Below are 24,226 nucleotides of genomic sequence, written 5' to 3' on the forward strand. Positions count from 1 at the left end.
TCCGCTCTGCGTTACTGTGGCAACGGCAGTTTCGATTGCGCAACGTGGGAGAGGAGGTTTTCCACGGATACGTGCATCACATCGGTAAAGGGCTTCGGATACAGGCCCATGAACAACGTCAATGCGGCCAGCACGATCAGCATGAAGAACTCGCGATTGTTGATGTCGAGCAGTTTCTTCACGTGGTCGTTTGCTACCGCGCCAAAATACACGCGCTTGTACATCCACAGCGTGTAGGCCGCGCCAAGAATCAGCGTGACCGCGGCGCCGCCTGCAATCCAGAAGTTGTACTGGACCGCAGCCAGAATCACCATAAATTCGCCGACGAACCCGGAGGTACCCGGCAGGCCGCAGTTGGCCATCGCAAACAGCATCACCAGCGCCGCGAACTTCGGCATCGTGTTGACGACGCCGCCGTAATCGGCGATCTGGCGCGAGTGCATACGGTCGTACAGCACGCCGATACACAGGAACATGGCGCCCGAAACGAAACCGTGCGAGATCATCTGCACGATCGCACCTTCCGCGCCGAGCTGGTTGAAGATGAAGAAGCCGAGCGTCACAAAACCCATGTGCGCGATCGACGAATACGCGACCAGCTTCTTCATGTCGGCCTGCACCATCGCAACCAGACCGATATAGATGACAGCGATCAGCGACAGCGTGATGACGACCGGCGCCAGGAAATGGCTCGCGTCCGGCGTGACCGGCAGCGAGAAGCGCAGGAAACCGTACGCACCGAGCTTCAGCATGATCGCCGCCAGCACCACCGAGCCGCCGGTCGGCGCTTCCACGTGGGCGTCAGGCAACCAGGTGTGGACCGGCCACATCGGCACCTTCACCGCGAACGCGAGGAAGAACGCTATAAAGAGCAACACCTGCGGCGTCATGCCGATCTTCGTGGTCTGCCAGACCGCCAGGTCGAAGGAGCCCGTCTGCGTGTACAGATAGAGCAGCGCGACCAGCATCAGCAGCGAACCCATCAGCGTGTACAGGAAGAACTTGAACGCCGCGTACACGCGGTTCGGTCCACCCCATACGCCGATGATGATGTACATCGGGATCAGCGTCGCTTCGAAGAACACGTAAAACAGCATCCCGTCCGCTGCGCTGAACACGCCGACCATGATGCCGGAGAGGATCAGGAAAGAGGCGAAATACTGGGCCACGTTCTTCGTAATGACCTGCCATCCGGCAATCACCACGATCACCGTGATCAGCGCCGTCAACACCACGAACCACATCGAGATGCCGTCGACCCCGAGGTGATACGAGATATTGAAGCGCTCAATCCAACGCACATTTTCAACAAACTGCAGATCCGCCGTGCTCGAGTCGAAGCTGGTGAACAGCGGAATCGTGACGATGAAGCTGAGAACCGAACCAACCAGCGCCAGCCAGCGCGCCGGACCCGGATTCTTGTCAGAACCGATAGCAAGGACCAGGAGGCCGAACAGAACCGGCAGCCAGATCGCGATACTTAAAATCGGATACGTGTGCATTGTGTGGTGTCCCCTCGCCTTCTCTTATTTGCCGCCAAGCGTTACAAACAGGGTCAGGAGCCCCAGCATGCCGATGATCATGGCAAACGCGTAGTGGTAGATGTAGCCCGACTGGAGGAAGCGGATCACGCCGGCAAACCAGCCGATAAAGCGCGCGCTGCCATTGACGATCCCGTCGATGACCACCACGTCGCCTTCCTTCCACAGACCGCGGCCGATCGCGACCGCACCGCGTGCGAACACGACCTCGTTGATCTTGTCGAGGTAGTACTTGTTGTCCAGCAGCGTGTAGATCGGGCCGAACGCACGGCGGATCACCGGCGGCAGGTCCGGACGCTTCAGGTACAGGAACCACGAGACGACGACACCAGCCAGCGCCAGCCAGACCGGCACGCCCGACACCGAGTGCAGGCCCATCAGCGCCCAACCCTGGAATTCTTCGGCCATTTCGGACACGGCCGGGTGGTTCGCACCGATGTAGATCACCTTGTCGAACACCACACCATGCGCGAAGAAGTCGCCGAACAGCAGCGGGCCGACCGCGATCGCACCGATGACGACCGACGGAATCGCCAGCAGCACCAGCGGCAGCCACACCACCCACGGGCTTTCATGCGGCTCGTGAGCGTGGCCGTGATCGTCATGACCGTGCGCATCGTGGCCGTGACCATGGTCGTCGTGCGCGTGACCGTGCGCGGCTTGCGCCGCGGCTTCGATCGCCATCGGCGATTCCGGATGCTTCGGCTTGCGGAAGCGTTCCTCGCCGTGGAACACCAGGAAGTACATGCGGAACGAGTACAGCGCCGTGACGAACACGCTCGCCACCACCGCGAAGTACGCGAAACCCGAACCCGGCAGGTGCGACAGCTTCACTGCGTCGATGATCGAGTCTTTCGAGTAGAAGCCCGAGAAGAACGGCGTACCGATCAGCGCCAGCGAACCGATCAGCGACGTGATCCACGTGATCGGCATGTACTTGCGCAGGCCGCCCATGTTGCGCATGTCCTGATCGTGGTGCATGCCGATGATCACCGAACCCGCGCCGAGGAACAGCAGCGCCTTGAAGAACGCGTGCGTCATCAGGTGGAACATAGCGACCGGATAAGCCGACACGCCCAGCGCCACCGTCATGTAACCGAGCTGCGACAGCGTGGAATACGCCACCACCCGCTTGATGTCGTTCTGGACAATCCCGAGGAAACCCATAAACAGCGCGGTAATCGCGCCGATGATGGTCACGAACGACAACGCCGTATCCGACAGTTCGAACAGCGGCGACATGCGCGTGACCATGAAGATACCGGCCGTCACCATGGTGGCCGCGTGGATCAGTGCGGAGATCGGCGTCGGGCCTTCCATCGAATCCGGCAACCAGACGTGCAGCGGGAACTGCGCCGACTTACCCATGGCGCCGATAAAGAGGCAAATACAGGCCACCGTCAGCAGGCCCCAGCTGGTACCCGGGAAGTTCAGCGCGGCGAGCTCGTGGCTCTTCGCGAACACGTCGCCGTAGTTCAGCGAGCCGGCAAACGCCAGCAGCAGGCCGATACCGAGCAGGAAGCCGAAGTCGCCCACGCGGTTCACGATGAACGCCTTCATGTTCGCGTAGATCGCGCTTTCGCGAGTGAAGTAGAAGCCGATCAGCAGGTACGACACCAGACCCACCGCTTCCCAGCCGAAGAACAGCTGCAGCAGGTTGTTGCTCATCACGAGCATCAGCATCGAGAACGTGAACAGCGCGATGTACGAGAAGAAGCGCTGGTAGCCGTCGTCGTCGGCCATGTAGCCGATCGTGTAGATGTGCACCATCAGCGACACGAAGGTCACGACGCACATCATCATGGCCGTGAGCGAGTCGACGAGGAAGCCGATTTCGAATTTCAGCTTGCCGACCGACATCCATTCGTAGATCGTCGCGTTGAAGCTCGCGCCGTTCATCACGTCGAAGAAGACGATGGCCGAAAGAATGAAGGAAATCGCGACGCCGAGGATCGTGACCGTATGGGCGCCTGCGCGCCCGACCGCCTTGCCGAACAGCCCGGCAATCAGAGAGCCGGCCAGCGGTGCAAGCGGTACCGCCAGCAACAGGTTTTCGTTGAGTGTGCTTGACATGTCTTGCCCCATTAACCTTTGAGCTGATCGAGATCCTCGACATTGATCGTGTCGAGACTACGGAACAGGGTCACCAGAATCGCCAGCCCGATTGCCGCTTCCGCTGCTGCAACCGTCAGCACGAAGAAGACGAAGATCTGGCCATGGACGTCGCCGAGATAATGCGAGAACGCGACGAAATTGGTGTTCACCGCCAGCAGCATCAGCTCGATCGCCATCAGGATAATGATGACGTTGCGGCGGTTCAGGAAAATGCCCACAACGCTGATCGCAAACAGGATCGCGCCGAGCACAAGGTAATGAGCAAGGGTCAGCATAATTTCTCTCCTGTCTCCTCTCAGCTATTTTTAGCAGTGGCCGGATCCGCAGCGGCGGCGGCCGCTGCTGCAGCAACCGCTGCTGCTTCTTCCGCCGCGATCGTAGCCGCGGTCTTTTCCGAAGGCATCTTCACAACGCGCACGCGGTCTTGCGCGCGCACTTTCACCTGATCGCTCACGTTCTGGCGCTTGCTGTCCTTCGCGTGGCGCGTGGTCAGCGCGATGGCGGCGATGATCGCCACCAGCAGCACCAGACCCGCCACTTCGAAGGCGAAGATGTAGTCCGTGTAGATCACTTTACCGATCACGCGCGTATTCGACCAGCCCGCCATGGCACTACCCGTCGCCACCGTGGTGTCGCGCAGCGGCGTGAGCGTCGCGCCGAAGCCGTGCCACAGGATCAGCGCGGTTTCGATCACGATGATCGCGCCGACGATCGTGGCCATCGGCACGAAGCGTTTGAAGTCGCGTCGCAGCACGTCGATGTTGATGTCCAGCATCATCACCACGAACAGGAACAGCACCATCACCGCGCCGACGTAGACCAGCACCAGCAGGATCGCGAGGAACTCGGCCTGCAGCAGCATCCAGATGGCGGCCGCGTTGAAGAACGCGAGCACCAGGAACAGCGCGGACGCCACCGGGTTTCGGGAGGTGATCACCTTCAGCCCTGACACCACCAGCAGCAGAGCAAAGATGTAGAACAGTACGGTCGTGAATTCCATGATTACCGGTTCATCGTTAGGCCATCGTCAGGCATTGTTCTTTGGCACAAGCGTGCCACGCTACAGCGGTGAAGCAGCAGCCTACGGCCTGACTGCAGGCCGGTACAACGTGATGCGTCAAACAAAAGCGCTTCAACCCGCGTCTCAACGATACGGCGCATCCGCTGCCTTGTTTGCAGCGATCTCCGTTTCGTAGCGATCGCCCACGGCCAGCAGCATTTCCTTCGTGAAATACAGGTCGCCGCGCTTTTCGCCGTGATATTCGAGAATGTGCGTCTCGACGATCGAATCGACGGGGCAGCTTTCTTCGCAGAAACCGCAGAAGATGCACTTGGTCAGATCGATGTCGTAACGCGTCGTGCGACGGGTGTTGTCCGCGCGCGTTTCGGATTCGATCGTGATGGCCAGTGCCGGGCACACGGCTTCGCACAGCTTGCAGGCAATGCAGCGCTCTTCGCCGTTTTCATAGCGGCGCAGCGCGTGCAGGCCGCGGAAACGCGGCGAAATCGGGGTCTTCTCTTCCGGAAACTGCACCGTGATCTTGCGCTGGAACGTATACCGTCCGGTCAGCGCGAGGCCCTTGAGCAACTCCGTCAGGAAGAAGGTCTTGAAGAAGTTTTGGATTGCGGTCATAGGTTCATCCGCCCTTTATTTCCAGATGTTCAACGGCGACATGATCCAGAAGCCGACCACCACCAGCCACACCACGCTGACCGGAATAAACACCTTCCAGCCCAGACGCATGATCTGGTCATAGCGGTAGCGCGGGAACGTGGCACGCGCCCAGATGAACACCGACAACAACAAGAACACTTTCAGCACGAGCCAGAAAATGCCCGGAATAAACGACAGGAAGCCGAACGGTGCGCTCCAGCCGCCGAGGAACAGCGTGGAGGCGAGCGCCGAGATCACGATCATGTTGATGTACTCGGCGAGGAAGAACAGCGCGAACGCCATACCCGAGTAATCGATCATGTGACCCGCGACGATTTCCGACTCCCCTTCCACCACGTCGAACGGGTGGCGGTTCGTTTCGGCGATGCCCGAGATGAAGTACACCACGAACATCGGCAGCAGCGGCAACCAGTTCCACGACAGGAAGGTCAGGCCATAGCCGGCGAAGATGCCGCGCTCTTGCGAGGTCACGATATCCGACAGGTTCAGGCTGCCCGAGGTCATCAGCACCACGACGAGCGCGAAGCCCATCGAGATTTCGTACGAGACCATCTGCGCCGCGGCGCGCATGGCGCCGAGGAACGCGTACTTCGAGTTCGACGCCCAGCCGGCCAGAATCACGCCATACACGCCGATCGACGAAATCGCCATGGCGTACAGCAGGCCCGCGTTGATGTCGCCGAGCACCGCGCCCGCCTGGAACGGAATCACCGCCCAGACCGCGAAGGCCGGCACCACCACCATGATCGGCGCGATCAGGTAGATCCAGCGGCTGGCTTGCGCCGGTTGAATCACTTCCTTGAGCAGGAGCTTGAGCACGTCGGCGATCGGCTGCAGCAAACCGGCAGGACCGACGCGGTTCGGACCGAGACGCACGTGCATCCAGCCGATCAGCTTACGTTCCCAGAGGATCAGGTAAGCCACGCACAGCAGGATCACGACGGCTACCACCAGGATGCGCACCAGTGCCCACACCGTGGGCCATGCCGCACCGAGAAGTTGAGTGCCGCCCGAGTTGATCGATTCGAACATTTACGCCTTCTCCACCAGCAGTTCACCGAACAGGCTGCCCAGCGCTGCACCGGCAGGCGTGGCCGCCGATACGCGGACGACTGTCTCCGCAAGATTTGCATCGCGCACGGCCGGCAACTGGACCGAGCGCTCACCCTGGCGCACGCGCACCGCGTCGCCGTCTTTCAGACCCAGCTTGTCGAACAGCGCAGCCGGCAGACCGACGGTGTTCGCCACCCGTGCAGCCGCCGTCAGATGCAGCGATTCCGCGCGGCGCACCAGCGGGTCGGCGTGGTAGATCGGCACATCGGCAATGCGCTCGAACGCGCCGTCGGCCGCTTTGGCTGCCGTACCGCGTGCCACTGCGACGCCGGTCTTGTTCGACAGACGCGCGCTCAGGTCGCCGTCGCCGAGCGCGGCCTTGCGCACTTCTTCCGAAGTATCGAATTCGAAGCCCGGCAGGCCGAGCAGGCTGCCCAGCACGCGCAACACCTTCCATGCCGGACGCGTGTCGCCCAGCGGACGCACTACGCCGTTGAAGGTCTGCACCGTGCCTTCCGCGCTGACGAAGGTGCCGGCCGTTTCCGTGAACGGCGCGATCGGCAGCAGCACGTCGGCGTATTCGGCGCCGGTCTGGAACGGCGACAGCACCACCACCATTTCAGCCTGGTTCAACGCGGCCAGGGCTTGCGCCGGGTTGGCCGTGTCGAACTCCGGTTCGACGTTGAGCAGCACGTAACCCTTGCGCGGCTGTTCGAACACTTCGCGAGCGTTCAGACCGCCTGCGCCCGGCAGCGCGCCGGCGAGGTGAGCGCCCACCGTGTTCGCCGCTTCCGTGAGGAAGCCGAGCGTGGCGCCGGTGGTGTCCGCGATCCATTGGGCCGCGGCGTGAATACGGGCAAAGTCCGGGTGACGCACTGCGGCGTTGCCGAGCAGCACGAGGCGCAGTTCGCCCGCTGCGAGCGACGCTGCCACTTGCTTGTGCGCATCGCTCGGCTGTGTGCCGGCGAAGACTTCCGGCAAAGCCGCACCGCGCGCTTCGGAGACCGCAGCGGCGACACCGGCGAGTTCGCCGAGCCATGCGGACGGCGCGGCCACCACGCGTTTTGCTTCCGGGATCAGCGCGTTGTCGTTGGTGGCTTGCACGAGCGTCAGTTGCGCGCCGCCCTTGGCGGCCTGGCGCAGACGCGCGGCCAGCAGCGGGTGATCGCGGCGCAGGTCCGAGCCGATGATGAACGCCGCGTCGACGTTCGACAGGTCGGCAACCTTCGCGCCAAGCCAAGGCGTACCGTTGACCGGTGCCGAGAAATCCGCCTGACGCAGGCGGAAGTCGACGTTAGGCGTGCCGACTGCTTGCGCGAGTTGCTTCAGCAGGAACAGTTCTTCGACGGTGCTGTGGGCGCTGCCGAGAGCGGCCAGCGCGTCTGCGCCATGGTCGTCCTTGATGCCCTTCAGGCCCTTCACGACGTAGTCGAGCGCCGTCTGCCAGTCGGTTTCGACCCACTTGCCGCCTTGCTTCAGCATCGGCTGCGTGAGGCGTTCCGGGCTGTTCAGGCCTTCGTACGAGAAGCGGTCCTTGTCCGAGATCCAGCATTCGTTGATGGCTTCGTTCTCGAACGGCAGCACGCGCATCACGCGGTTGTTCTTGACCTGCACCACCAGATTTGCGCCGACGGAATCGTGCGGGCTCACCGACTTGCGGCGCGACAGTTCCCACGTGCGGGCGCTGTAGCGGAACGGCTTGCTGGTGAGCGCGCCGACCGGGCACAGATCGATCATGTTGCCCGACAGTTCGGAGTCGACCGTCTTGCCGACGAACGAGGTGATTTCCGAATGCTCGCCGCGGCCCAGCATGCCCAGCTCCATCACGCCGGCAATTTCCTGGCCGAAGCGGACGCAACGCGTGCAGTGAATGCAACGCGTCATTTCTTCCATCGAGATCAGCGGGCCGACGTTCTTGTGGAACACCACGCGCTTCTCTTCGCTATAGCGCGAGGACGACTTGCCGTAGCCCACCGCCAGATCCTGCAACTGGCATTCGCCGCCCTGGTCGCAGATCGGGCAGTCGAGCGGGTGGTTGATCAGCAGGAATTCCATCACGGCTTGCTGACCCTGCACGGCCTTGTCGGACTTGGTGCGCACGATCATGCCCGCCGACACCGGCGTGGCACAGGCGGGCACGGCCTTCGGCATCTTTTCGACGTCGACCAGGCACATCCGGCAGTTGGCCGCAATCGACAGCTTCTTGTGATAGCAGAAGTGAGGAATGTACGTGTCGACCTTATGCGCAGCCTGGATCACCATGCTGCCTTCAGGCACCTCTACTTTCTTGCCGTCTATTTCAAGTTCAACCATGATGGTCAATCTTCCTTAACCTGTTACCGCTCAATCGTTCGCCCGTTCATCGCCACACAGCGAAGAACCCCGCGGTTGACGCTTCTGGTGGATGGGCCGCTTGTTGCCGACCCGTCGTTCGCTGTTTGTTTAAGCCGCCACCGTTTCCGAAGCATGCGCTGCGCCGGCATGACCGCCCACGAGGCAGTGCTTGTGCTCGACGTGATATTCGAACTCGTCCCAGTAGTGCTTGAGCATGCCGCGCACCGGCATGGCCGCTGCATCGCCGAGCGCGCAAATCGTGCGGCCCATGATGTTGCCGGCCACGGAATTCAGCAGGTCCAGATCTTCCTTGCGGCCGAGGCCGTGCTCGATACGATGCACGACGCGATACAGCCAGCCCGTGCCTTCGCGGCAAGGCGTGCACTGACCGCAGGACTCTTCGTAATAGAAGTACGACAGACGCAGCAGCGAACGGACCATGCAGCGGGTCTCGTCCATCACGATCACCGCGCCCGAACCGAGCATCGATCCCGCCTTGGCGATCGAGTCGTAGTCCATGTCCGTATGCATCATCATCTCGCCCGGAATCACCGGCGCGGACGAGCCGCCAGGAATCACGGCCTTGATCTTCTTGCCGCCGCGCATGCCGCCGGCGAGATCCAGCAGCGTCGCGAACGGCGTGCCGAGCGGAACTTCATAGTTGCCCGGACGTTCGACGTCGCCCGACACCGAGAAAATCTTCGTGCCGCCGTTGTTCGGCTTACCCAGTTCCAGGTAAGTCTGCGGACCGACCGTCAGCAGGAACGGCACGGCTGCGAATGTTTCGGTGTTGTTGATCGTGGTCGGCTTGCCGTACACGCCGAAGCTCGCCGGGAACGGCGGCTTGAAGCGCGGCTGGCCCTTCTTGCCTTCCAGCGACTCGAGCAGCGCGGTTTCTTCGCCGCAGATATAGGCGCCGTAACCGTGGTGCGCATGGAGCTGGAACGAGAAGCCCGAGCCCATGATGTTGTCGCCGAGGAAACCGGCGCGGCGCGCTTCTTCCAGCGCCTCTTCGAAGCGGCGGTACTCCGCGAAAATCTCGCCGTGGATATAGTTGTAGCCCACGGTGATGCCCATCGCGTACGCGCCGATAGCCATGCCTTCGATCAGCGCATGCGGGTTATAGCGCAGGATGTCGCGATCCTTGAACGTGCCCGGCTCGCCTTCGTCCGAATTGCAGACGAGATACTTTTGCCCCGGGAACTGACGCGGCATGAAGCTCCACTTCAGACCGGTCGGGAAGCCTGCGCCCCCACGGCCACGCAGGCCCGACGCCTTGACGTCGGCAATCACCTGCTCGGGCGGAATCTTCTCTTCCAGAATACGGCGCAGCTGGGCGTAACCGCCGCGCGACACGTAGTCTTCGAGATGCCAGTTGTCGCCGTTCAGGCCGGCGAGAATCAGCGGTTTGATGTGACGATCGTGAAGTGACGTCATTTCGAGAGCTCCTCGAGCAGCTGGTCGATCTTCGCGCGGCTCATGAAGCTGCACATGCGATGGTTGTTCACCAGCATCACCGGCGCATCGCCGCACGAACCCATGCACTCACCTTCTTTCAAGGTGAACTTGCCGTCCGCGGTGGTTTCGCCGAAGTCGATGCCGAGCTTCTGCTTCAGGTATTCGGCCGCGCTTTCCGAGCCGCCGTCCGGACCGAGCTGGCACGGCAGGTTCGTGCAGAGCGTGATCTTGTGCTTGCCGACCGGCGACGTCTCGTACATCGTGTAGAAGGTCGCAACCTCCTGCACGGCGACTGCGGGCATGCCGAGATAGTCCGCGACGAACTGCATCAGTTCGGGCGACAGCCAGCCATGCTCTTCCTGAGCAACGGCCAACGCCGCCATGACGGCGGACTGTTGCTGACCGGCGGGATACTTCGCGATCGCACGATCGATTTCTTTCAGGCCTTCAGCTGAGATCATTTTCAGACACGACTCTTTCAATTCCTACCGAACGAAAACCCGTCGCGCGCTGCATGTTGCGACAGACCCGGCGTTCCTTTGCTTGACACGCGCACGCTACGGCTGCGACGCGCGCGCCACGATGAAAACCGCTCTTAACGATCGATTTCGCCGAACACGATGTCCTGTGTGCCGATAATCGTCACGGCATCCGCAATCATGTGACCGCGCGCCATTTCGTCGAGCGCGGCCAGATGCGCATAACCCGGCGCGCGAATCTTCAGACGGTACGGCTTGTTCGCGCCGTCCGAGATCAGATAGATGCCGAACTCGCCCTTCGGATGTTCGACTGCCGCGTATGCTTCGCCTTCCGGCACGTGGAAGCCTTCCGTGAAGAGCTTGAAATGGTGAATCAGCTCTTCCATGTTCGACTTCATGCCGACGCGCGACGGCGGCGCAATCTTATGATTGTCGATCATTACGGGGCCCGGATTGTTGCGCAACCACTCAATGCATTGTTTCGCAATCCGAGTTGATTGACGCATTTCTTCGACGCGAACCAGGTAGCGGTCGTAACAATCGCCGTTCACGCCCACCGGAATGTCGAAGTCCAGCTTGTCATACACTTCATACGGCTGCTTCTTGCGCAGATCCCACTCGACGCCCGAGCCGCGCAGCATCGCGCCGGTCATGCCCAACTGCAACGCACGCTCCGGGCTCACCACGCCAATACCGACCAGACGCTGCTTCCAGATCCGGTTGTCGGTGAGGAGCGTTTCGTATTCGTCGACACAATGCGGGAAGCGGGTGAAGAAGTCGTCAATGAAGTCGAGCAACGAACCCTGGCGGGTCTCGTTCATCTTCGACAGCGCCTTCGCGTTGCGAATCTTCGATGCCTTGTACTGCGGCATGGCTTCCGGCAGATCGCGATACACACCGCCCGGACGATAGTAAGCCGCGTGCATCCGGGCGCCGGACACCGCTTCGTACACGTCCATCAGGTCTTCGCGCTCGCGGAACGCATACAGAAACACCGCCATGGCGCCAACGTCGAGCGCGTGCGAGCCGATCCACATCAGGTGGTTCAGCACACGCGTGATTTCGTCGAACAGCACGCGGATGTACTTGGCACGCACCGGCACGTCGATGCCGAGCAGCTTTTCGATGGCCATCACGTAGCCGTGCTCGTTGACCATCATCGACACATAGTCGAGGCGGTCCATGTACGGCACGGACTGGATGAACGTCTTGGTTTCCGCGAGCTTTTCGGTGGCGCGGTGCAGGAGGCCGATATGCGGGTCGGCGCGCTGGATCACTTCGCCGTCGAGTTCGAGCACAAGGCGCAGCACACCGTGCGCGGCCGGGTGCTGCGGGCCGAAGTTAAGCGTGTAGTTTTTGATCTCTGCCATGGCGTTCCCTTAGTGTTTCAGACCGCCATAGCGATCCTCGCGGATCACGCGCGGCGTGATTTCCCGCGGCTCGATCGTCACAGGCTGATAGACGACGCGCTTCTCTTCCGGGTCGTAACGCATTTCAACGTAGCCGGAGACAGGGAAATCCTTGCGGAACGGGTGACCGATGAAGCCGTAGTCGGTCAGAATACGGCGCAGGTCCGGGTGACCTTCGAAGACGATGCCGAACAGGTCGAATGCTTCGCGCTCGTACCAGTTGGCCGAATTCCAGATGTCGACCACGGACGGGATCAGCGGCACGTCGTCGTCCTGCGCGAATACGCGCACACGCAGACGCCAGTTGTTCGCCACCGACAGCAGATGCAACACGGCGGCAAAACGCGGACCGTCGTAAGCGCCGTCGCCGTAGGTCTGGTAGTCGACGCCGCACAGGTCAACCAGCTGCTCGAAGCGCAGCGACAAATCGTCGCGGAGGCGCGTCGCAATATCTTGATATTCTCTTGCACTCACGACGATTGTGAGCTCGCCGATTGCTTCGGTGATGCTCAGCAGGCGGCCGCCAAAGGCCGCCTCGAGGTTCGCTTTCAGGGTCTCGAGTTTGCTTGCCATATTGTGGGGGTGGCTCTGGCCTTATTGACGTGCGATGGTGTTGGTGCGACGGATCTTCGCCTGTAGCTGGATCACGCCGTAGACCAGCGCTTCTGCAGTGGGCGGACAACCCGGCACATAGACGTCGACCGGCACGATCCGATCGCAACCACGTACCACTGAATACGAATAGTGATAGTAGCCGCCGCCGTTCGCGCACGAACCCATCGAGATCACCCAGCGCGGTTCGGCCATCTGGTCGTAGACCTTGCGCAGAGCGGGCGCCATCTTGTTGCACAGCGTGCCGGCGACGATCATCACGTCCGACTGACGCGGACTCGGACGAAACACCACGCCGAAACGGTCAAGGTCATAACGGGCGGCGCCCGCATGCATCATCTCGACCGCGCAACACGCAAGACCGAACGTCATCGGCCACAGGGAGCCGGTGCGCGTCCAGTTGATCAGCTTGTCAGCCGTGGTGGTGACAAACCCTTCCTTCAAGACCCCTTCGATACTCATTTGCTTTCCACTCCAGACGGGGCGGCTAGCACTCGCCACCCACGCAAACCGGCGATTAATCCATCATTCCCAGTCCAGCCCGCCCTTCTTCCAGATGTAGGCGAAGCCCAACAGGAACTCGAGCAGGAAAATCATCATTGCCATGAAGCCGGGCCAGCCGATGTCGCGCAGGGCTACGCCCCACGGGAACAGGAACGCGGTTTCAAGATCGAAAATGATGAAGAGAATGGCGACGAGATAGTAGCGCACATCGAATTTCATGCGCGCATCTTCGAATGCTTCGAAGCCGCACTCGTATGGTGCGTTCTTCTCGGTATCGGGCCTGTTCGGACCGAGGATCTTGCCAATACTGACCAGTGCTACGCCTAAACCAGTGCCCACCAGGAGGAACAACAAGACGGGGTAATAGGCTGCGAGGTTCAAGACTATCCTCAATCGGTTGGTTCTGAGTGCCGCCAGGGACTAGATCACCCGGCACGAAATTACTTCGGCGCGCTTGACGCTGCAACTTTAACGCAAACACCAGCCAGAAGCGAAAATGCCAGCCGAAGCGAAGCAAGCGGCTGGCATTTAGATAACATTGGTGCCGACGGCGAGACTCGAACTCGCACAGCTTTCGCCACTACCCCCTCAAGATAGCGTGTCTACCAATTTCACCACGTCGGCACTACTGCAATCCGGGAAATCAACTTGTAAAACCCGCGAATCGCTTCAAGACTTAGATTGTAACTGGTTCAAACAGTTTGTTCAACGCACCACGGCCACTTTTCCCGAAAATTTATTTCGGCACGTCCTGGCCCGGCGTCGATGCGGCCACTGCCGGCGCCGCACCCGATGCGCCAGCCGGCACGGCTGCGGACGACGCTGCAACCGGAGCGGTCGCTACCGCGCCAAGCAAGCCTGCAGAAGGCTTGGCGTGATATGAGCCGAGGTACGTGAGGGTCAGCGTGCTGATAAAAAAGACCGCTGCAAGCACCGCGGTGGTACGCGAAAGGAAGTTAGCCGAACCCGTCGCACCGAACAGACTGCCCGATGCGCCGCTGCCGAAAGCAGCACCCATGTCGGCGCCCTTACCGTGCTGCAGCAACACGAGGCCGATGACCCCAAGCGCCGACAACAACTGAACGACGATAATCAATGTTTTCAAAACCAGCATCACACTCACCTGAGTCTTTATTTAATCGCGCGGCACAAGGCGCACCGCACGCAATGGGTCTTCCTCACCCGGGCAACCTGCTTACTGCGTGACGCTCACCGCGCCGGCCGCCTTGCAGATTGCCAGGAAATCCTGGTCCTTCAACGACGCGCCGCCAATCAGGCCACCGTCGATATCCGGCTGACGGAACAACTCTTCCGCATTCTCCGGCTTCACGCTACCGCCATACAACAGTGCTACGTCAGGCGCACCCTTCGCAACGAGACGCGCACGCAGGAACGCGTGAACCTGCTGGGCCTGTTGCGCCGTGGCGCTCTTGCCGGTGCCGATCGCCCAAACAGGCTCATACGCGACGACAATGCGCGCCGCCTCTTCGGACGACAACTTCGCCAGCACCTCGTCCAGCTGCACACCGACCACCTGCTCGGTCTTGCCTGCCTCGCGCTCTTCGAGCGTTTCGCCGACACAGACAATAGGCGTCAACCCCGCTTCGAGCACACGCTGCGTCTTGACGGCCACCAGCTCCGCACTCTCGCGGTGATAAGCCCGGCGCTCCGAGTGCCCGACGATGGCCAGCGACGCACCGAAGTCAACGGCCATCGGCGCGGCTACTTCGCCCGTGTAGGCGCCCTCGGTGTAGGCCGAGACGTCCTGCACGCCCCACACGACGCGACTGCCGTCCAGCAGCGCCTGCGCCTGCGCGAGATACGGGCACGGTACACAGACCCCAACCCGGACGTCGTCCGGCAGCGCTCCGGCGCCCTGCGCGACGGCCTGGAGCAGAGCCGTGTTGCCGGCCAGCCGCCCGTGCATCTTCCAGTTACCGACTACCAGCTTCGCTCGTTGTTTCGACATCGTCTCGTCTTGTCGTTTCGTCCTGCAGTGGCAGGCAGGTGCGGTTTGCGCAGAATGTGCAGCCTCATTTGCAACCCGGCTGCCCACCTTTCGGAATCATGCAGCGCACGCAAAACACGCAATTTTACTGTGACCAGGCGGATCGGGTCAAACCGGGTGTGTCAAGCCGGCCCAATCCAGCATGATCTTGCCCACATGCGTGCTGCTTTCCATCAGCGCGTGCGCTTCGGCGGCTTGCGCAGCCGGGAACACCTTGTAGATCACCGGCTTGATCCGGCCGTCCTCGAGGTGCGGCCACACCCGGGCCTTGAGCTGCGCCGCGATCTTCGCCTTGAATTCGACGGGCCGCGGACGCAAGGTCGAACCGGTTATCGTCAGACGACGGCGCAGGATCTCGTGCAGGTTCAGCTCCGCTTTCGCGCCGCCCAACGTCGCGATCAGTACGATCCGGCCACCGTCGGCCAGCGCGGTCAACTCGCGCGGCACGTAGTTGCCCGCCACCATGTCGAGAATCACGTCGACACCGCGATCGTTCGTCAGCGACTTGAGGACTTCGACGAAGTCTTCAGTTTTATAGTTGATCGCACGCTCGGCGCCCAACTGTTCGCAAGCGCGGCACTTGTCGTCGGACCCCGCCGTGGCAAACACGCGAAAACCCAGGGCATGGGCGATCTGGATGGCCGTCACGCCAATGCCGCTCGAGCCGCCCTGCACCAGCAAGGTTTCGTTGGGGCCGCCCTCGCCCGCGCCCAGTTGCGCGCGCTCGAACACGTTGCTCCAGACGGTAAAGAAGGTTTCCGGCAACGAAGCCGCTTCGATATCCGAGAGCCCCTTGGGCACCGGCAGACACTGCGCGAGCGGCGCGGCAGCATATTCGGCGTAACCGCCGCCTGCCAGCAATGCGCAGACGCGATCGCCGATTTTCAATCCGAACGGGTTGTGCTTCTCGTCGATCGTCCCGCCGACGATCTCCCCCGCCACTTCCAGCCCCGGCAGATCCGACGCGCCCGGCGGCGGTGCGTAGCCGCCCTTGCGCTGGAACACGTCCGGACGATTCACGCCCGAGGCCGCCACCTTGATCAGCACTTCACCCGCTTTCGGCTGCGGCGTGGGCCGCTCCGCGAGCTTCAAGACGTCCGGCGCACCGAATTCGGTAATTTCGATCGCTTTCATCTGCGTCACCTCCAAGGTTTGGATTGGACTGCAAACCTGGCTTTGGCCCGGTTGGCAGTGCGATCCACCCTGCATGAAAAACGGCCGGCGCGCCTTCACGCTGCCGGCCGTTCCCTACCTTACTGCATTACTGCGGAGTCGGTTCGCTTTGCGGTGCGCCCGACGCGCCGTCGTTCAGCAACGCCTTCGCCGACAAACGCACGCGGCCCTTCTCGTCCGTCTGGATGACCTTGACCTTCACCTGCTGGCCATCCTTCAGGTAGTCGTTGATGTCCTTGATGCGCTCGTTGGCGATCTCGGAGATGTGCAGCAGACCATCCTTGCCCGGCAGGATGTTCACGATCGCGCCGAAATCGAGCAGCTTGAGCACGGTGCCTTCGTAGACCTGGCCCACTTCGACTTCCAGCGTGATGTTCTCGATACGCTTCTTCGCTTCGGCCATGCCTTCGCTGCTGGTGCTGGCGATGGTGACGATGCCGTCGTCCGAAATATCGATCGTCGTGCCGGTTTCTTCGGTCAGCGCGCGGATCACCGAGCCACCCTTGCCGATCACGTCGCGGATCTTTTCCGGATTGATCTTGATGGTGATCATGCGCGGTGCGAATTCCGACAGTTGCGTGTTCGCGCCCGACACAGCCGAGGTCATCTTGCCGAGGATGTGCATACGGCCTTCCTTCGCTTGCGCGAGAGCGACCTGCATGATTTCCTTGGTGATGCCCTGAATCTTGATGTCCATCTGCAGCGCGGTCACGCCTTGCTCGGTACCCGCCACCTTGAAGTCCATGTCGCCGAGGTGATCTTCGTCGCCGAGGATGTCGGTCAGGACGGCAAACTTGTTGCCTTCGAGGATCAGGCCCATGGCGATACCGGCGACGTGCGCCTTCATCGGCACGCCGGCGTCCATCAGTGCGAGGCAGCCGCCGCACACCGAAGCCATCGACGACGAACCGTTCGATTCGGTGATTTCCGACACGACACGAATCGAGTAGCCGAATTCGTCGGCGCTCGGCAGGCAAGCTGCCAGTGCGCGCTTGGCCAGACGGCCGTGACCGATTTCACGGCGCTTCGGCGAACCGACGCGGCCGGTTTCGCCGGTCGCGAACGGCGGCATGTTGTAGTGGAGCATGAAGCGCTCGCGGTACTCGCCTTCGAGCGCGTCGATGTTCTGCTCGTCGCCCTTGGTGCCCAGCGTGGCGACGACCAGCGCTTGCGTTTCGCCGCGCGTGAACAGTGCCGAGCCGTGCGTACGCGGCAGCACGCCGGTACGGATTTCGATCGGGCGCACGGTGCGCGTGTCGCGGCCGTCGATACGCGGTTCGCCGTCGAGGATCTGCGTACGGACGATCTTCGCTTCGATGTCGAACAGCACGTTGCCGACCGTCGCCTTGTCTGCTGCAACCGTGCCGGCGGCAGCGGCTTCTTCTTCCAGCTTCGCCGACGTCGCTGCGTAGACTTCCTTCAGCTTGGTCGAACGGGCTTGCTTGTCGCGGATCTGGTACGCGGCGAGCAGGTCGGCTTGCGCCAGTTCCGTCACGCGGGCGATCAGCGGCTCGTTCTTGGCGGCCGGCTTCCAGTCCCATTCCGGCTTGCCGCCTTCGCGCACGAGCTCATGGATCGCGTCGATCGCGATCTGCATTTGCTCGTGACCGAACACCACTGCGCCGAGCATCACTTCTTCGGTCAGTTGTTGCGCTTCCGATTCCACCATCAGCACCGCGCGCTCCGTACCGGCGACGATCAGGTCAAGCGCCGATTCCTTCATTTGCGGACGCGTCGGGTTCAACACGTATTCGTTGTTGATGTAGGCCACGCGTGCTGCCCCGACCGGGCCGTTGAACGGCAGGCCGGACACGGCGAGCGCCGCCGACGCGCCGATCAGCGCGGGGATGTCGGCGGGGATTTCCGGGTTCAGCGACAGGACGTGGATCACGACCTGCACTTCGTTGTAGAAGCCTTCCGGGAACAGCGGGCGCAGCGGACGGTCGATCAGGCGCGAGATCAGCGTTTCGCCTTCCGACGGACGGCCTTCGCGACGGAAGAAGCCGCCAGGGATCTTGCCGGCAGCGTAGGTCTTTTCGAGGTAGTCGACGGTCAGCGGGAAGAAATCCTGACCCGGCTTGGCGGTCTTGGCGCCGACCACGGTAGCCAGCACGACGGTATCTTCGACGTCGACAATCACAGCACCGCTTGCCTGACGGGCGACTTCGCCCGTTTCGAGGCGAACGTTATGTTGGCCCCACTTAAATTCTTTGACGATTTTATTGAACATAGTCATTTTTTCACTCCATCGTTATGCCGCGCGGACCAGAAGCGGCGCGGCAACGCCAGGACCGTGCCCCATGGGAAGAGGAGTGTTATTTATGCCATTCCAGAGAACCGCGCTGCCGCGCGAACCGCTGGAATGACACAAAGCTCTGCCCTGAAGCCCGGCTGTGTTGGGTGTTGCCCGCTGCATGAACCGTCACGCTACTGCGGACAACCATCGGCGCACCTCACATGAAGCGCACCGTTCAAAAACAAAATGCCTGTATCAGTGAAACTGACACAGGCATCTTGCTGAGAGCGCCTTACTGCGCGCCCAATTACTTACGCAGACCCAGCTTCTCGATCAGTGCGCGGTAACGGTCCGCGTCCTTACCCTTCAGGTAGTCGAGCAGCTTACGACGACGGCTCACCATGCGCAGCAGACCGCGGCGGCTGTGGTGATCTTTCGTGTGGGCCTTGAAGTGAACGGTCAGTTCGTTGATACGGGTCGTCAGCAGAGCGACCTGAACTTCGGGGGAGCCGGTGTCGTTAGCAGCGCGTGCAAATTGCGCAACGACGTCGGACTTCTTGCTTGTTTCAACTGCGGTCATATCGATTTCCTTAAGTACTAGACAGGCGGTCACGGAAGAAAGGCCGTGCCGTGGGTTACAACGAGGGGCGTATTGTAGCACAGCCTGTACGTCAGGGCCGCGTCATGCGACAGGTGGTCGGCGCGACAGTGCGCTCGGGCGGCAGCGCCAGCACCGTGCGAAAGCCGTAGCCGGAACCCTCGTTGTCGAAGCGCACGCCCGGCGTCCCGGCCTTGTCCATCTCCATCACGTAAAGGGGCTGGATCATTTGATGATCCTCGGCGCGCATCCACGACGGGTGGAAGCCGTTGTCGAACTTCATCCCCTCCAGCGCCTTCGCAACCGCCTCCGGCTCGGCGCTGCCGGCCTTGTTCATGGCCGCGGCGAGCATTTCGACCATCAGTTCCATGCGCAGCACCGGGTAGTCGTCCTGGGCGGCCGGGTAGCGGGCGCGGAACGCCTTGTACCAGGCGTCCGAGGCGGCGCCGCCCGCGTTCGGGTGCCAGTCGGCCACCGCGATCACGCGCTTGACGCCGGCGTCGCCGAGTGCGGCCGGCGCACCGAGGCTATTGCCGTAGAACGTGTAGAACTTGGTGTCGAGGCCCTGCTCGCGCGCGGCCTTGACCAGCAGCGTCAGATCGTTGCCCCAGTTGCCCGTCACCACCGCATCCGCGCCGCTGGCGCGGATCTTCGCGATGTAGGGTGCGAAATCCTTCACGCGGCCAATGGGATGAAACTCGTCGCCGACAATCGCAATGTCCGGACGCTTCGCCGCCAGCGCCGAGCGCGCAAGCGCACTAACGTCGTGACCGAAGCTGTAGTCCTGATTCAGCAGATACACCTTCCTGACCGACGGATCGTGCTGGATCACATCGGCCAGCGCGTCCATGCGCATGCCCGCGTGCGCGTCGAAGCGGAAGTGCCAGAAGCTGCACGCGGCATTGGTGAGCGCGGGATCGTCCGCGGAATAGTTGAGGAACAGCTCGCGGTTGTCCGGCTCGCGGGAGTTCTGCCTGTCGATCGCGCCGATCAGCGCCGCCGCCACAGCCGAGCTATTGCCCTGCAGGACGTAGCCGATATGGCGGTCCGCCGCCGCCCGCAGTTGCAGCAGCGCCTCTTCGGGGCTGCCCTTGCTGTCCAGCACGACGAGTTCGAGCGGATGTGCGCCGTCGGCCAGCTTGACGCCACCATGCGCATTCACCGCTTCCACACCGAAGCGCAGATTGCGCTCCACCGCCGCGCCTGCGTTCGCGAACGGACCCGACATGCCCTCGATCAGCGCGAGCTGGATCGGCTTGCCGCCCGGCGCCGCACTCGACGACAGCGCACCCGTCTCGCCCGCGGCATAGGCCGCCGTCATCACCATCGCCGCCAGCGCCGCCGCCACGACGCGCCCCCACTTCGCCGCCATGCGCAGCTCCTCTGAATCGTCTGAAGCGCGGATCATAGGACGCACGACGCGGAATAAGCAAGCGGCCCGCAGCGTTAAGTTAACCGTGGTTGCACAATCTTTTGCCGCCCCGCGTGTCAAAATATTGCGTCTCGATGATAAAAACCACCATCAAACGCCATCGGAGGAAGTCATGTTCACCCGCCTCACATCCGCGTTCGCCTCGAGCGTTGCCTCGGCACGGCGGCGCGGGAATCTGCGGCGCACCGCGCTCGCCGGCCTCGGCGCGCTGCTGCTCGCGGGCTGCGTACAGCCGTGGCAGCAGTTCCAGCAGGGCGAGGACGAGTCCACCATCGTCGCGAAGCTCGGCACCCCGCGCGAAGTCTACGATCTGCCCAACGGCGGCAAACGTCTGATGTGGCCCACCCAGCCCATGGGCGAAACCACCACGGCAGCCGATATCGACGGCGCCGGCAAGATCCTCAACGTGCGCCAGGTGCTGCAGCCCAACGAGTTCTACAAGGCGCAAATCGGCACGTGGACCAAGAGCGATGTGCTGGTCAATTTCGGCCGTCCGGTGGAGACCTCCTACTTCCCGCTGATGAAGCGCGAGGTCTGGACCTATCGCTACCTGGAAGACAACGTCTGGTACATGATGTACAGCTTCTATTTCGACGATCAGGGCGTGCTGCGCACCACCCAGAAAACGCCTGATCCGCTGCACGATCCGGACCGCCGCAACTTCTTCTAGATCTAGACGCGGCGCGCACATCGCGCACGTTCAGGCCAGATGTGACAAGGCCCTCGCCATGGTGTGGCGAGGGCCTTTTTTGTGGGCCGCGGCGCGGGTCGCGCCGCCGGCTTACACGCCTTCCGAACGCTGCGGATTGACCTTTTCCACGTTCGAATACAGTTTGTTGAGCGCCGAGATATACGCCTTCGCGGAGGCCGCGACGATATCCGGATCGGTGCCCACGCCGTTGACGATGCGCCCGCTCTTCGACAGCCGCACGGTCACTTCGCCCTGTGCCTGGGTGCCGGTGGTAATCGCGTTCACCGAGTACAGCAGCAGTTCGGAGCCGCTGCCCACTTCCGTTTCGATCGCGTTCAGCGTGGCATCCACTGGGCCATTGCCGCGCGCTTCGCCGGTCACTTCCTTGCCTTCGACCGTGAACACCACGCGGGCATGCGGCTGTTCGCCCGTTTCCGAGTGCTGCGCGAGCGACAGGAACTGGTAGTGCTCCTTTTGCTGCGCTTCCGCGGACTCTTCGGTGACGATCGCGATGATGTCTTCGTCGAAAATTTCCGACTTGCGATCGGCCAGTTCCTTGAAGCGGGCAAACGCCGTGTTCAACTCCGCTTCGCTTTCCAGCGACACGCCAAGTTCCTGCAGGCGCTGCTTGAACGCATTGCGGCCCGAGAGCTTGCCGAGCACGATCTTGTTGGCGCTCCAGCCCACATCTTCGGCGCGCATGATTTCGTAGGTGTCGCGCGCCTTCAGCACGCCGTCCTGATGGATGCCCGAGGCGTGCGCAAACGCGTTCGCGCCGACTACCGCCTTGTTCGGCTGCACCACGAAACCGGTGATCTGCGAGACGAGCTTCGAGGCCGGCACGATCTGCGTGGTGTCGATGCCGAGATCGAGGCCGAAGTAGTCCTTGCGAGTCTTCACGGCCATCACGATTTCTTCGAGCGAGGTATTGCCCGCGCGCTCGCCGAGACCGTTGATCGTGCACTCCACCTGACGCGCGCCGCCAATCTGCACGCCGGCGAGCGAATTCGCCACTGCCATGCCGAGGTCGTTATGGCAGTGCACGGAGAACACCGCTTTGTCCGAATTCGGAATCCGTTCGCGCAGCGTCTTGACGAGCTGGCCGTACAGTTCCGGCACGCCGTAGCCGACCGTATCCGCGATGTTGATGGTGGTCGCGCCTTCGGCGATCACCGCTTCCAGCACGCGGCACAGGAAATCCATGTCCGAGCGGCTGCCGTCTTCCGGCGAGAATTCCACGTCGTTGGTGAACTTGCGCGCGAAGCGCACGGCAAGCTTCGCCTGCTCGAACACCTGGTCAGGCGTCATGCGCAACTTCTTTTCCATGTGCAACGGCGACGTTGCAATGAACGTGTGGATGCGGAAGTGGTCGGCCGGCTTCAGCGCGTCGGCGGCGCGCTGGATGTCCTTGTCGTTGGCGCGGGCGAGCGAACAGACCGTGCTGTCCTTGATCATCGAGGCGATGGTGTGGATCGCGTCGAAGTCGCCGTTCGAGCTGGCCGCAAAGCCGGCTTCGATGATGTCCACCTTCATCCGCTCCAATTGTTTGGCAATGCGGATTTTCTCTTCCTTCGTCATCGACGCGCCGGGCGATTGCTCGCCATCGCGCAACGTCGTGTCGAAAATAATCAGTTTGTCTGCCATCTCGGGTCTCCTGGGAGGATTCGGTCAAATACGGGGATCGAAAAACGGAATTCGGGTGTTTGCGCCACCGCAGGCGACGCCAAACAACGAACGAGGCAGACGGAGGGCGGAAACGATCAGCGCGTTAGGCGCGCTAGTGCTGGCACGCATAGCGGCGCGCCGGCTTGAAGAGGCTGGAAGGGGCACTGGAAAGTCACCATCCGCCGACTATAGCGGCATTCGGAAAATCCCGCAATTGGCTCTGCGCCCGGCGCTGAGTAAGCCGCCGCACAGGTTTCCAGCAGGTTCCCAAACGGAGCATTTCACTCGGCGCAGCATGAAAAACGGCAGCTCGCAGGCTGCCGTTTGAACCACGCAAAACGGTCGAGGCGAAGCTGCTCAGCGCTCGCGCTGCACCGAGCGGGCCGGATTGGCCCTGCCCCGCAGCGCCTGGTAGCCCCAGAACACATAGCCCGACAGGCCATAGAGGACGAACAGGCCGAACAGCATCAACGGCGGATCGGACGACACCAGCACGAACGCCACCACCACCAGCAGGATCACGCCGAACGGCACGCGATGCCGCACGTCGAGCGCCTTGCCGCTGTAGAACGGAGCGTTCGACACCATGGTCACGCCGGCATAGATGGTCAGCACGAACGCCACCCACGGCAGCCAGACGAGCTTGACGGGCACACGGTTGTCGGTGGCGAGCCACACGAAACCGGCGATCAGCGCAGCCGCCGCCGGGCTCGGCATGCCCTGGAAGAAGCGCTTGTCGACCACGCCGATGTTGGTATTGAAGCGCGCAAGGCGCAGCGCCGCCCCGGAGCAATAGACGAACGCGGCAAGCCAGCCCCAGCGGCCGAGGTCCTTCAGCACCCATTCGTACATGACGAGCGCCGGCGCCACACCGAACGACACCATGTCAGAAAGACTGTCGAACTGCTCGCCGAACGCGCTTTGGGTATGCGTCATACGCGCGACGCGGCCGTCCATGCCGTCGAGCACCATGGCGACGAAAATCGCAATCGCGGCGACCTCGAAGCGCACGTTCATGGCCTGCACCACCGCGAAGAAGCCGCAGAAGAGCGCGGCGGTGGTGAACGCGTTGGGCAGCAGATAAATGCCGCGCTTTCTCAGAAACTGCTGGCGCGCAGCGCGGCGGCTGTCGATCGGCCCCGCTTCCTGCACCATCGGCTTGTTGCGGCGAAACGGCCGCGGCTGCGCTGCAGCGGTGTTACGGGGACGACGCTTGAATGCGGCCATCGGAACAACCTCCCTT

Annotated in this window: 22 protein-coding genes and 1 tRNA gene; 1 reads left to right on the plus strand and 22 read right to left on the minus strand. The window is 62.1% G+C overall.

The features are described 5' to 3' along the window. Positions 1–11: 11 nt before the first annotated feature. The 20 genes from P3T42_RS19595 to P3T42_RS19690 all read right to left on the minus strand — a co-directional run bounded on the left by P3T42_RS19595 (position 12) and on the right by P3T42_RS19690 (position 20,567). The gene (locus tag P3T42_RS19595; RefSeq protein WP_074301862.1) at positions 12–1,502 is read right to left on the minus strand and encodes an NADH-quinone oxidoreductase subunit M; all 1,491 of its coding nucleotides are present in this window, start codon (positions 1,500–1,502) and stop codon (positions 12–14) included. A gap of 24 nt (positions 1,503–1,526) precedes the next feature. After that, positions 1,527–3,614, minus strand: coding sequence for an NADH-quinone oxidoreductase subunit L (nuoL, locus tag P3T42_RS19600; RefSeq protein WP_074302702.1), 2,088 nt, complete (start codon positions 3,612–3,614; stop codon positions 1,527–1,529). An 11-nt stretch (positions 3,615–3,625) separates the two neighbouring features. Continuing rightward, complete coding sequence (gene nuoK, locus P3T42_RS19605; RefSeq protein WP_013339863.1) at positions 3,626–3,931, minus strand: NADH-quinone oxidoreductase subunit NuoK; 306 nt, start codon at positions 3,929–3,931, stop codon at positions 3,626–3,628. Positions 3,932–3,951: 20 nt separating this feature from the next. Beyond that, entirely contained in the window at positions 3,952–4,656 is a 705-nt protein-coding gene (locus tag P3T42_RS19610) for an NADH-quinone oxidoreductase subunit J (RefSeq protein ID WP_429306990.1), read from the minus strand. A 144-nt stretch (positions 4,657–4,800) separates the two neighbouring features. Next, on the minus strand, positions 4,801–5,289 hold the full coding sequence (gene nuoI / locus P3T42_RS19615; protein ID WP_074301864.1) for an NADH-quinone oxidoreductase subunit NuoI: 489 nt from the start codon (positions 5,287–5,289) through the stop codon (positions 4,801–4,803). A 15-nt stretch (positions 5,290–5,304) separates the two neighbouring features. Further along, positions 5,305–6,363: an NADH-quinone oxidoreductase subunit NuoH gene (gene nuoH / locus P3T42_RS19620; RefSeq protein WP_074301865.1), complete on the minus strand. Its 1,059-nt coding sequence runs from the start codon at positions 6,361–6,363 to the stop codon at positions 5,305–5,307. Further along, the gene (gene nuoG / locus P3T42_RS19625) at positions 6,364–8,697 is read right to left on the minus strand and encodes an NADH-quinone oxidoreductase subunit NuoG (RefSeq protein ID WP_429306991.1); all 2,334 of its coding nucleotides are present in this window, start codon (positions 8,695–8,697) and stop codon (positions 6,364–6,366) included. A gap of 129 nt (positions 8,698–8,826) precedes the next feature. Then, positions 8,827–10,155 carry an NADH-quinone oxidoreductase subunit NuoF gene (gene nuoF / locus P3T42_RS19630; protein ID WP_074301867.1) on the minus strand — a complete coding sequence of 443 codons (1,329 nt, stop codon included), beginning with the start codon at positions 10,153–10,155 and terminating at the stop codon, positions 8,827–8,829. Beyond that, on the minus strand, positions 10,152–10,637 hold the full coding sequence (gene nuoE, locus P3T42_RS19635; RefSeq protein WP_074301868.1) for an NADH-quinone oxidoreductase subunit NuoE: 486 nt from the start codon (positions 10,635–10,637) through the stop codon (positions 10,152–10,154). The genes nuoF and nuoE overlap by 4 nt, the downstream gene beginning before the upstream one ends. 134 nt (positions 10,638–10,771) lie before the next feature. Continuing rightward, entirely contained in the window at positions 10,772–12,025 is a 1,254-nt protein-coding gene (locus tag P3T42_RS19640; protein WP_429306992.1) for an NADH-quinone oxidoreductase subunit D, read from the minus strand. Between the two features lie 9 nt (positions 12,026–12,034). Then, positions 12,035–12,637 carry an NADH-quinone oxidoreductase subunit C gene (locus tag P3T42_RS19645; protein WP_074301870.1) on the minus strand — a complete coding sequence of 201 codons (603 nt, stop codon included), beginning with the start codon at positions 12,635–12,637 and terminating at the stop codon, positions 12,035–12,037. Positions 12,638–12,658: 21 nt separating this feature from the next. Then, positions 12,659–13,138, minus strand: a complete 480-nt coding sequence (locus tag P3T42_RS19650; RefSeq protein ID WP_006052903.1) for a NuoB/complex I 20 kDa subunit family protein — start codon at positions 13,136–13,138, stop codon at positions 12,659–12,661. Between the two features lie 63 nt (positions 13,139–13,201). After that, positions 13,202–13,561 (minus strand): NADH-quinone oxidoreductase subunit A, encoded by a 360-nt coding sequence (locus tag P3T42_RS19655; RefSeq protein WP_074265311.1) that lies wholly within the window; start codon positions 13,559–13,561, stop codon positions 13,202–13,204. Positions 13,562–13,719: 158 nt separating this feature from the next. Next, a tRNA-Leu gene (locus P3T42_RS19660) sits at positions 13,720–13,804 on the minus strand. Between the two features lie 112 nt (positions 13,805–13,916). Next, complete coding sequence (gene secG / locus P3T42_RS19665) at positions 13,917–14,294, minus strand: preprotein translocase subunit SecG (protein ID WP_074301871.1); 378 nt, start codon at positions 14,292–14,294, stop codon at positions 13,917–13,919. 81 nt (positions 14,295–14,375) lie between these two features. Then, positions 14,376–15,149, minus strand: a complete 774-nt coding sequence (gene tpiA / locus P3T42_RS19670) for a triose-phosphate isomerase (RefSeq protein WP_074301872.1) — start codon at positions 15,147–15,149, stop codon at positions 14,376–14,378. Between the two features lie 147 nt (positions 15,150–15,296). Beyond that, positions 15,297–16,322, minus strand: coding sequence for an NAD(P)H-quinone oxidoreductase (locus P3T42_RS19675; RefSeq protein WP_429306993.1), 1,026 nt, complete (start codon positions 16,320–16,322; stop codon positions 15,297–15,299). A gap of 127 nt (positions 16,323–16,449) precedes the next feature. Further along, a complete protein-coding gene (pnp, locus tag P3T42_RS19680) occupies positions 16,450–18,597 on the minus strand; it encodes a polyribonucleotide nucleotidyltransferase (RefSeq protein WP_171991766.1) in 2,148 nt (715 codons plus the stop codon). Positions 18,598–18,904: 307 nt separating this feature from the next. Then, positions 18,905–19,177, minus strand: a complete 273-nt coding sequence (rpsO, locus tag P3T42_RS19685; protein ID WP_074301875.1) for a 30S ribosomal protein S15 — start codon at positions 19,175–19,177, stop codon at positions 18,905–18,907. Between the two features lie 91 nt (positions 19,178–19,268). Next, positions 19,269–20,567, minus strand: a complete 1,299-nt coding sequence (locus tag P3T42_RS19690) for a branched-chain amino acid ABC transporter substrate-binding protein (protein ID WP_429306994.1) — start codon at positions 20,565–20,567, stop codon at positions 19,269–19,271. Positions 20,568–20,739: 172 nt separating this feature from the next. Here P3T42_RS19690 and P3T42_RS19695 point away from each other — a divergent pair, with 172 nt between their 5' ends. Continuing rightward, the gene (locus P3T42_RS19695) at positions 20,740–21,297 is read left to right on the plus strand and encodes a hypothetical protein (RefSeq protein ID WP_074301877.1); all 558 of its coding nucleotides are present in this window, start codon (positions 20,740–20,742) and stop codon (positions 21,295–21,297) included. A 111-nt stretch (positions 21,298–21,408) separates the two neighbouring features. Here P3T42_RS19695 and P3T42_RS19700 read toward each other — a convergent pair whose 3' ends face one another. Further along, complete coding sequence (locus P3T42_RS19700) at positions 21,409–22,962, minus strand: 2-isopropylmalate synthase (RefSeq protein WP_074301878.1); 1,554 nt, start codon at positions 22,960–22,962, stop codon at positions 21,409–21,411. A gap of 378 nt (positions 22,963–23,340) precedes the next feature. After that, positions 23,341–24,210: a CDP-diacylglycerol--serine O-phosphatidyltransferase gene (gene pssA / locus P3T42_RS19705; RefSeq protein ID WP_074301879.1), complete on the minus strand. Its 870-nt coding sequence runs from the start codon at positions 24,208–24,210 to the stop codon at positions 23,341–23,343. Positions 24,211–24,226 lie beyond the last annotated feature (16 nt).

Source organism: Paraburkholderia sp. GAS38, from assembly GCF_050434965.1.
Classification (GTDB): Bacteria; Pseudomonadota; Gammaproteobacteria; order Burkholderiales; family Burkholderiaceae; genus Paraburkholderia; species Paraburkholderia phenazinium_A.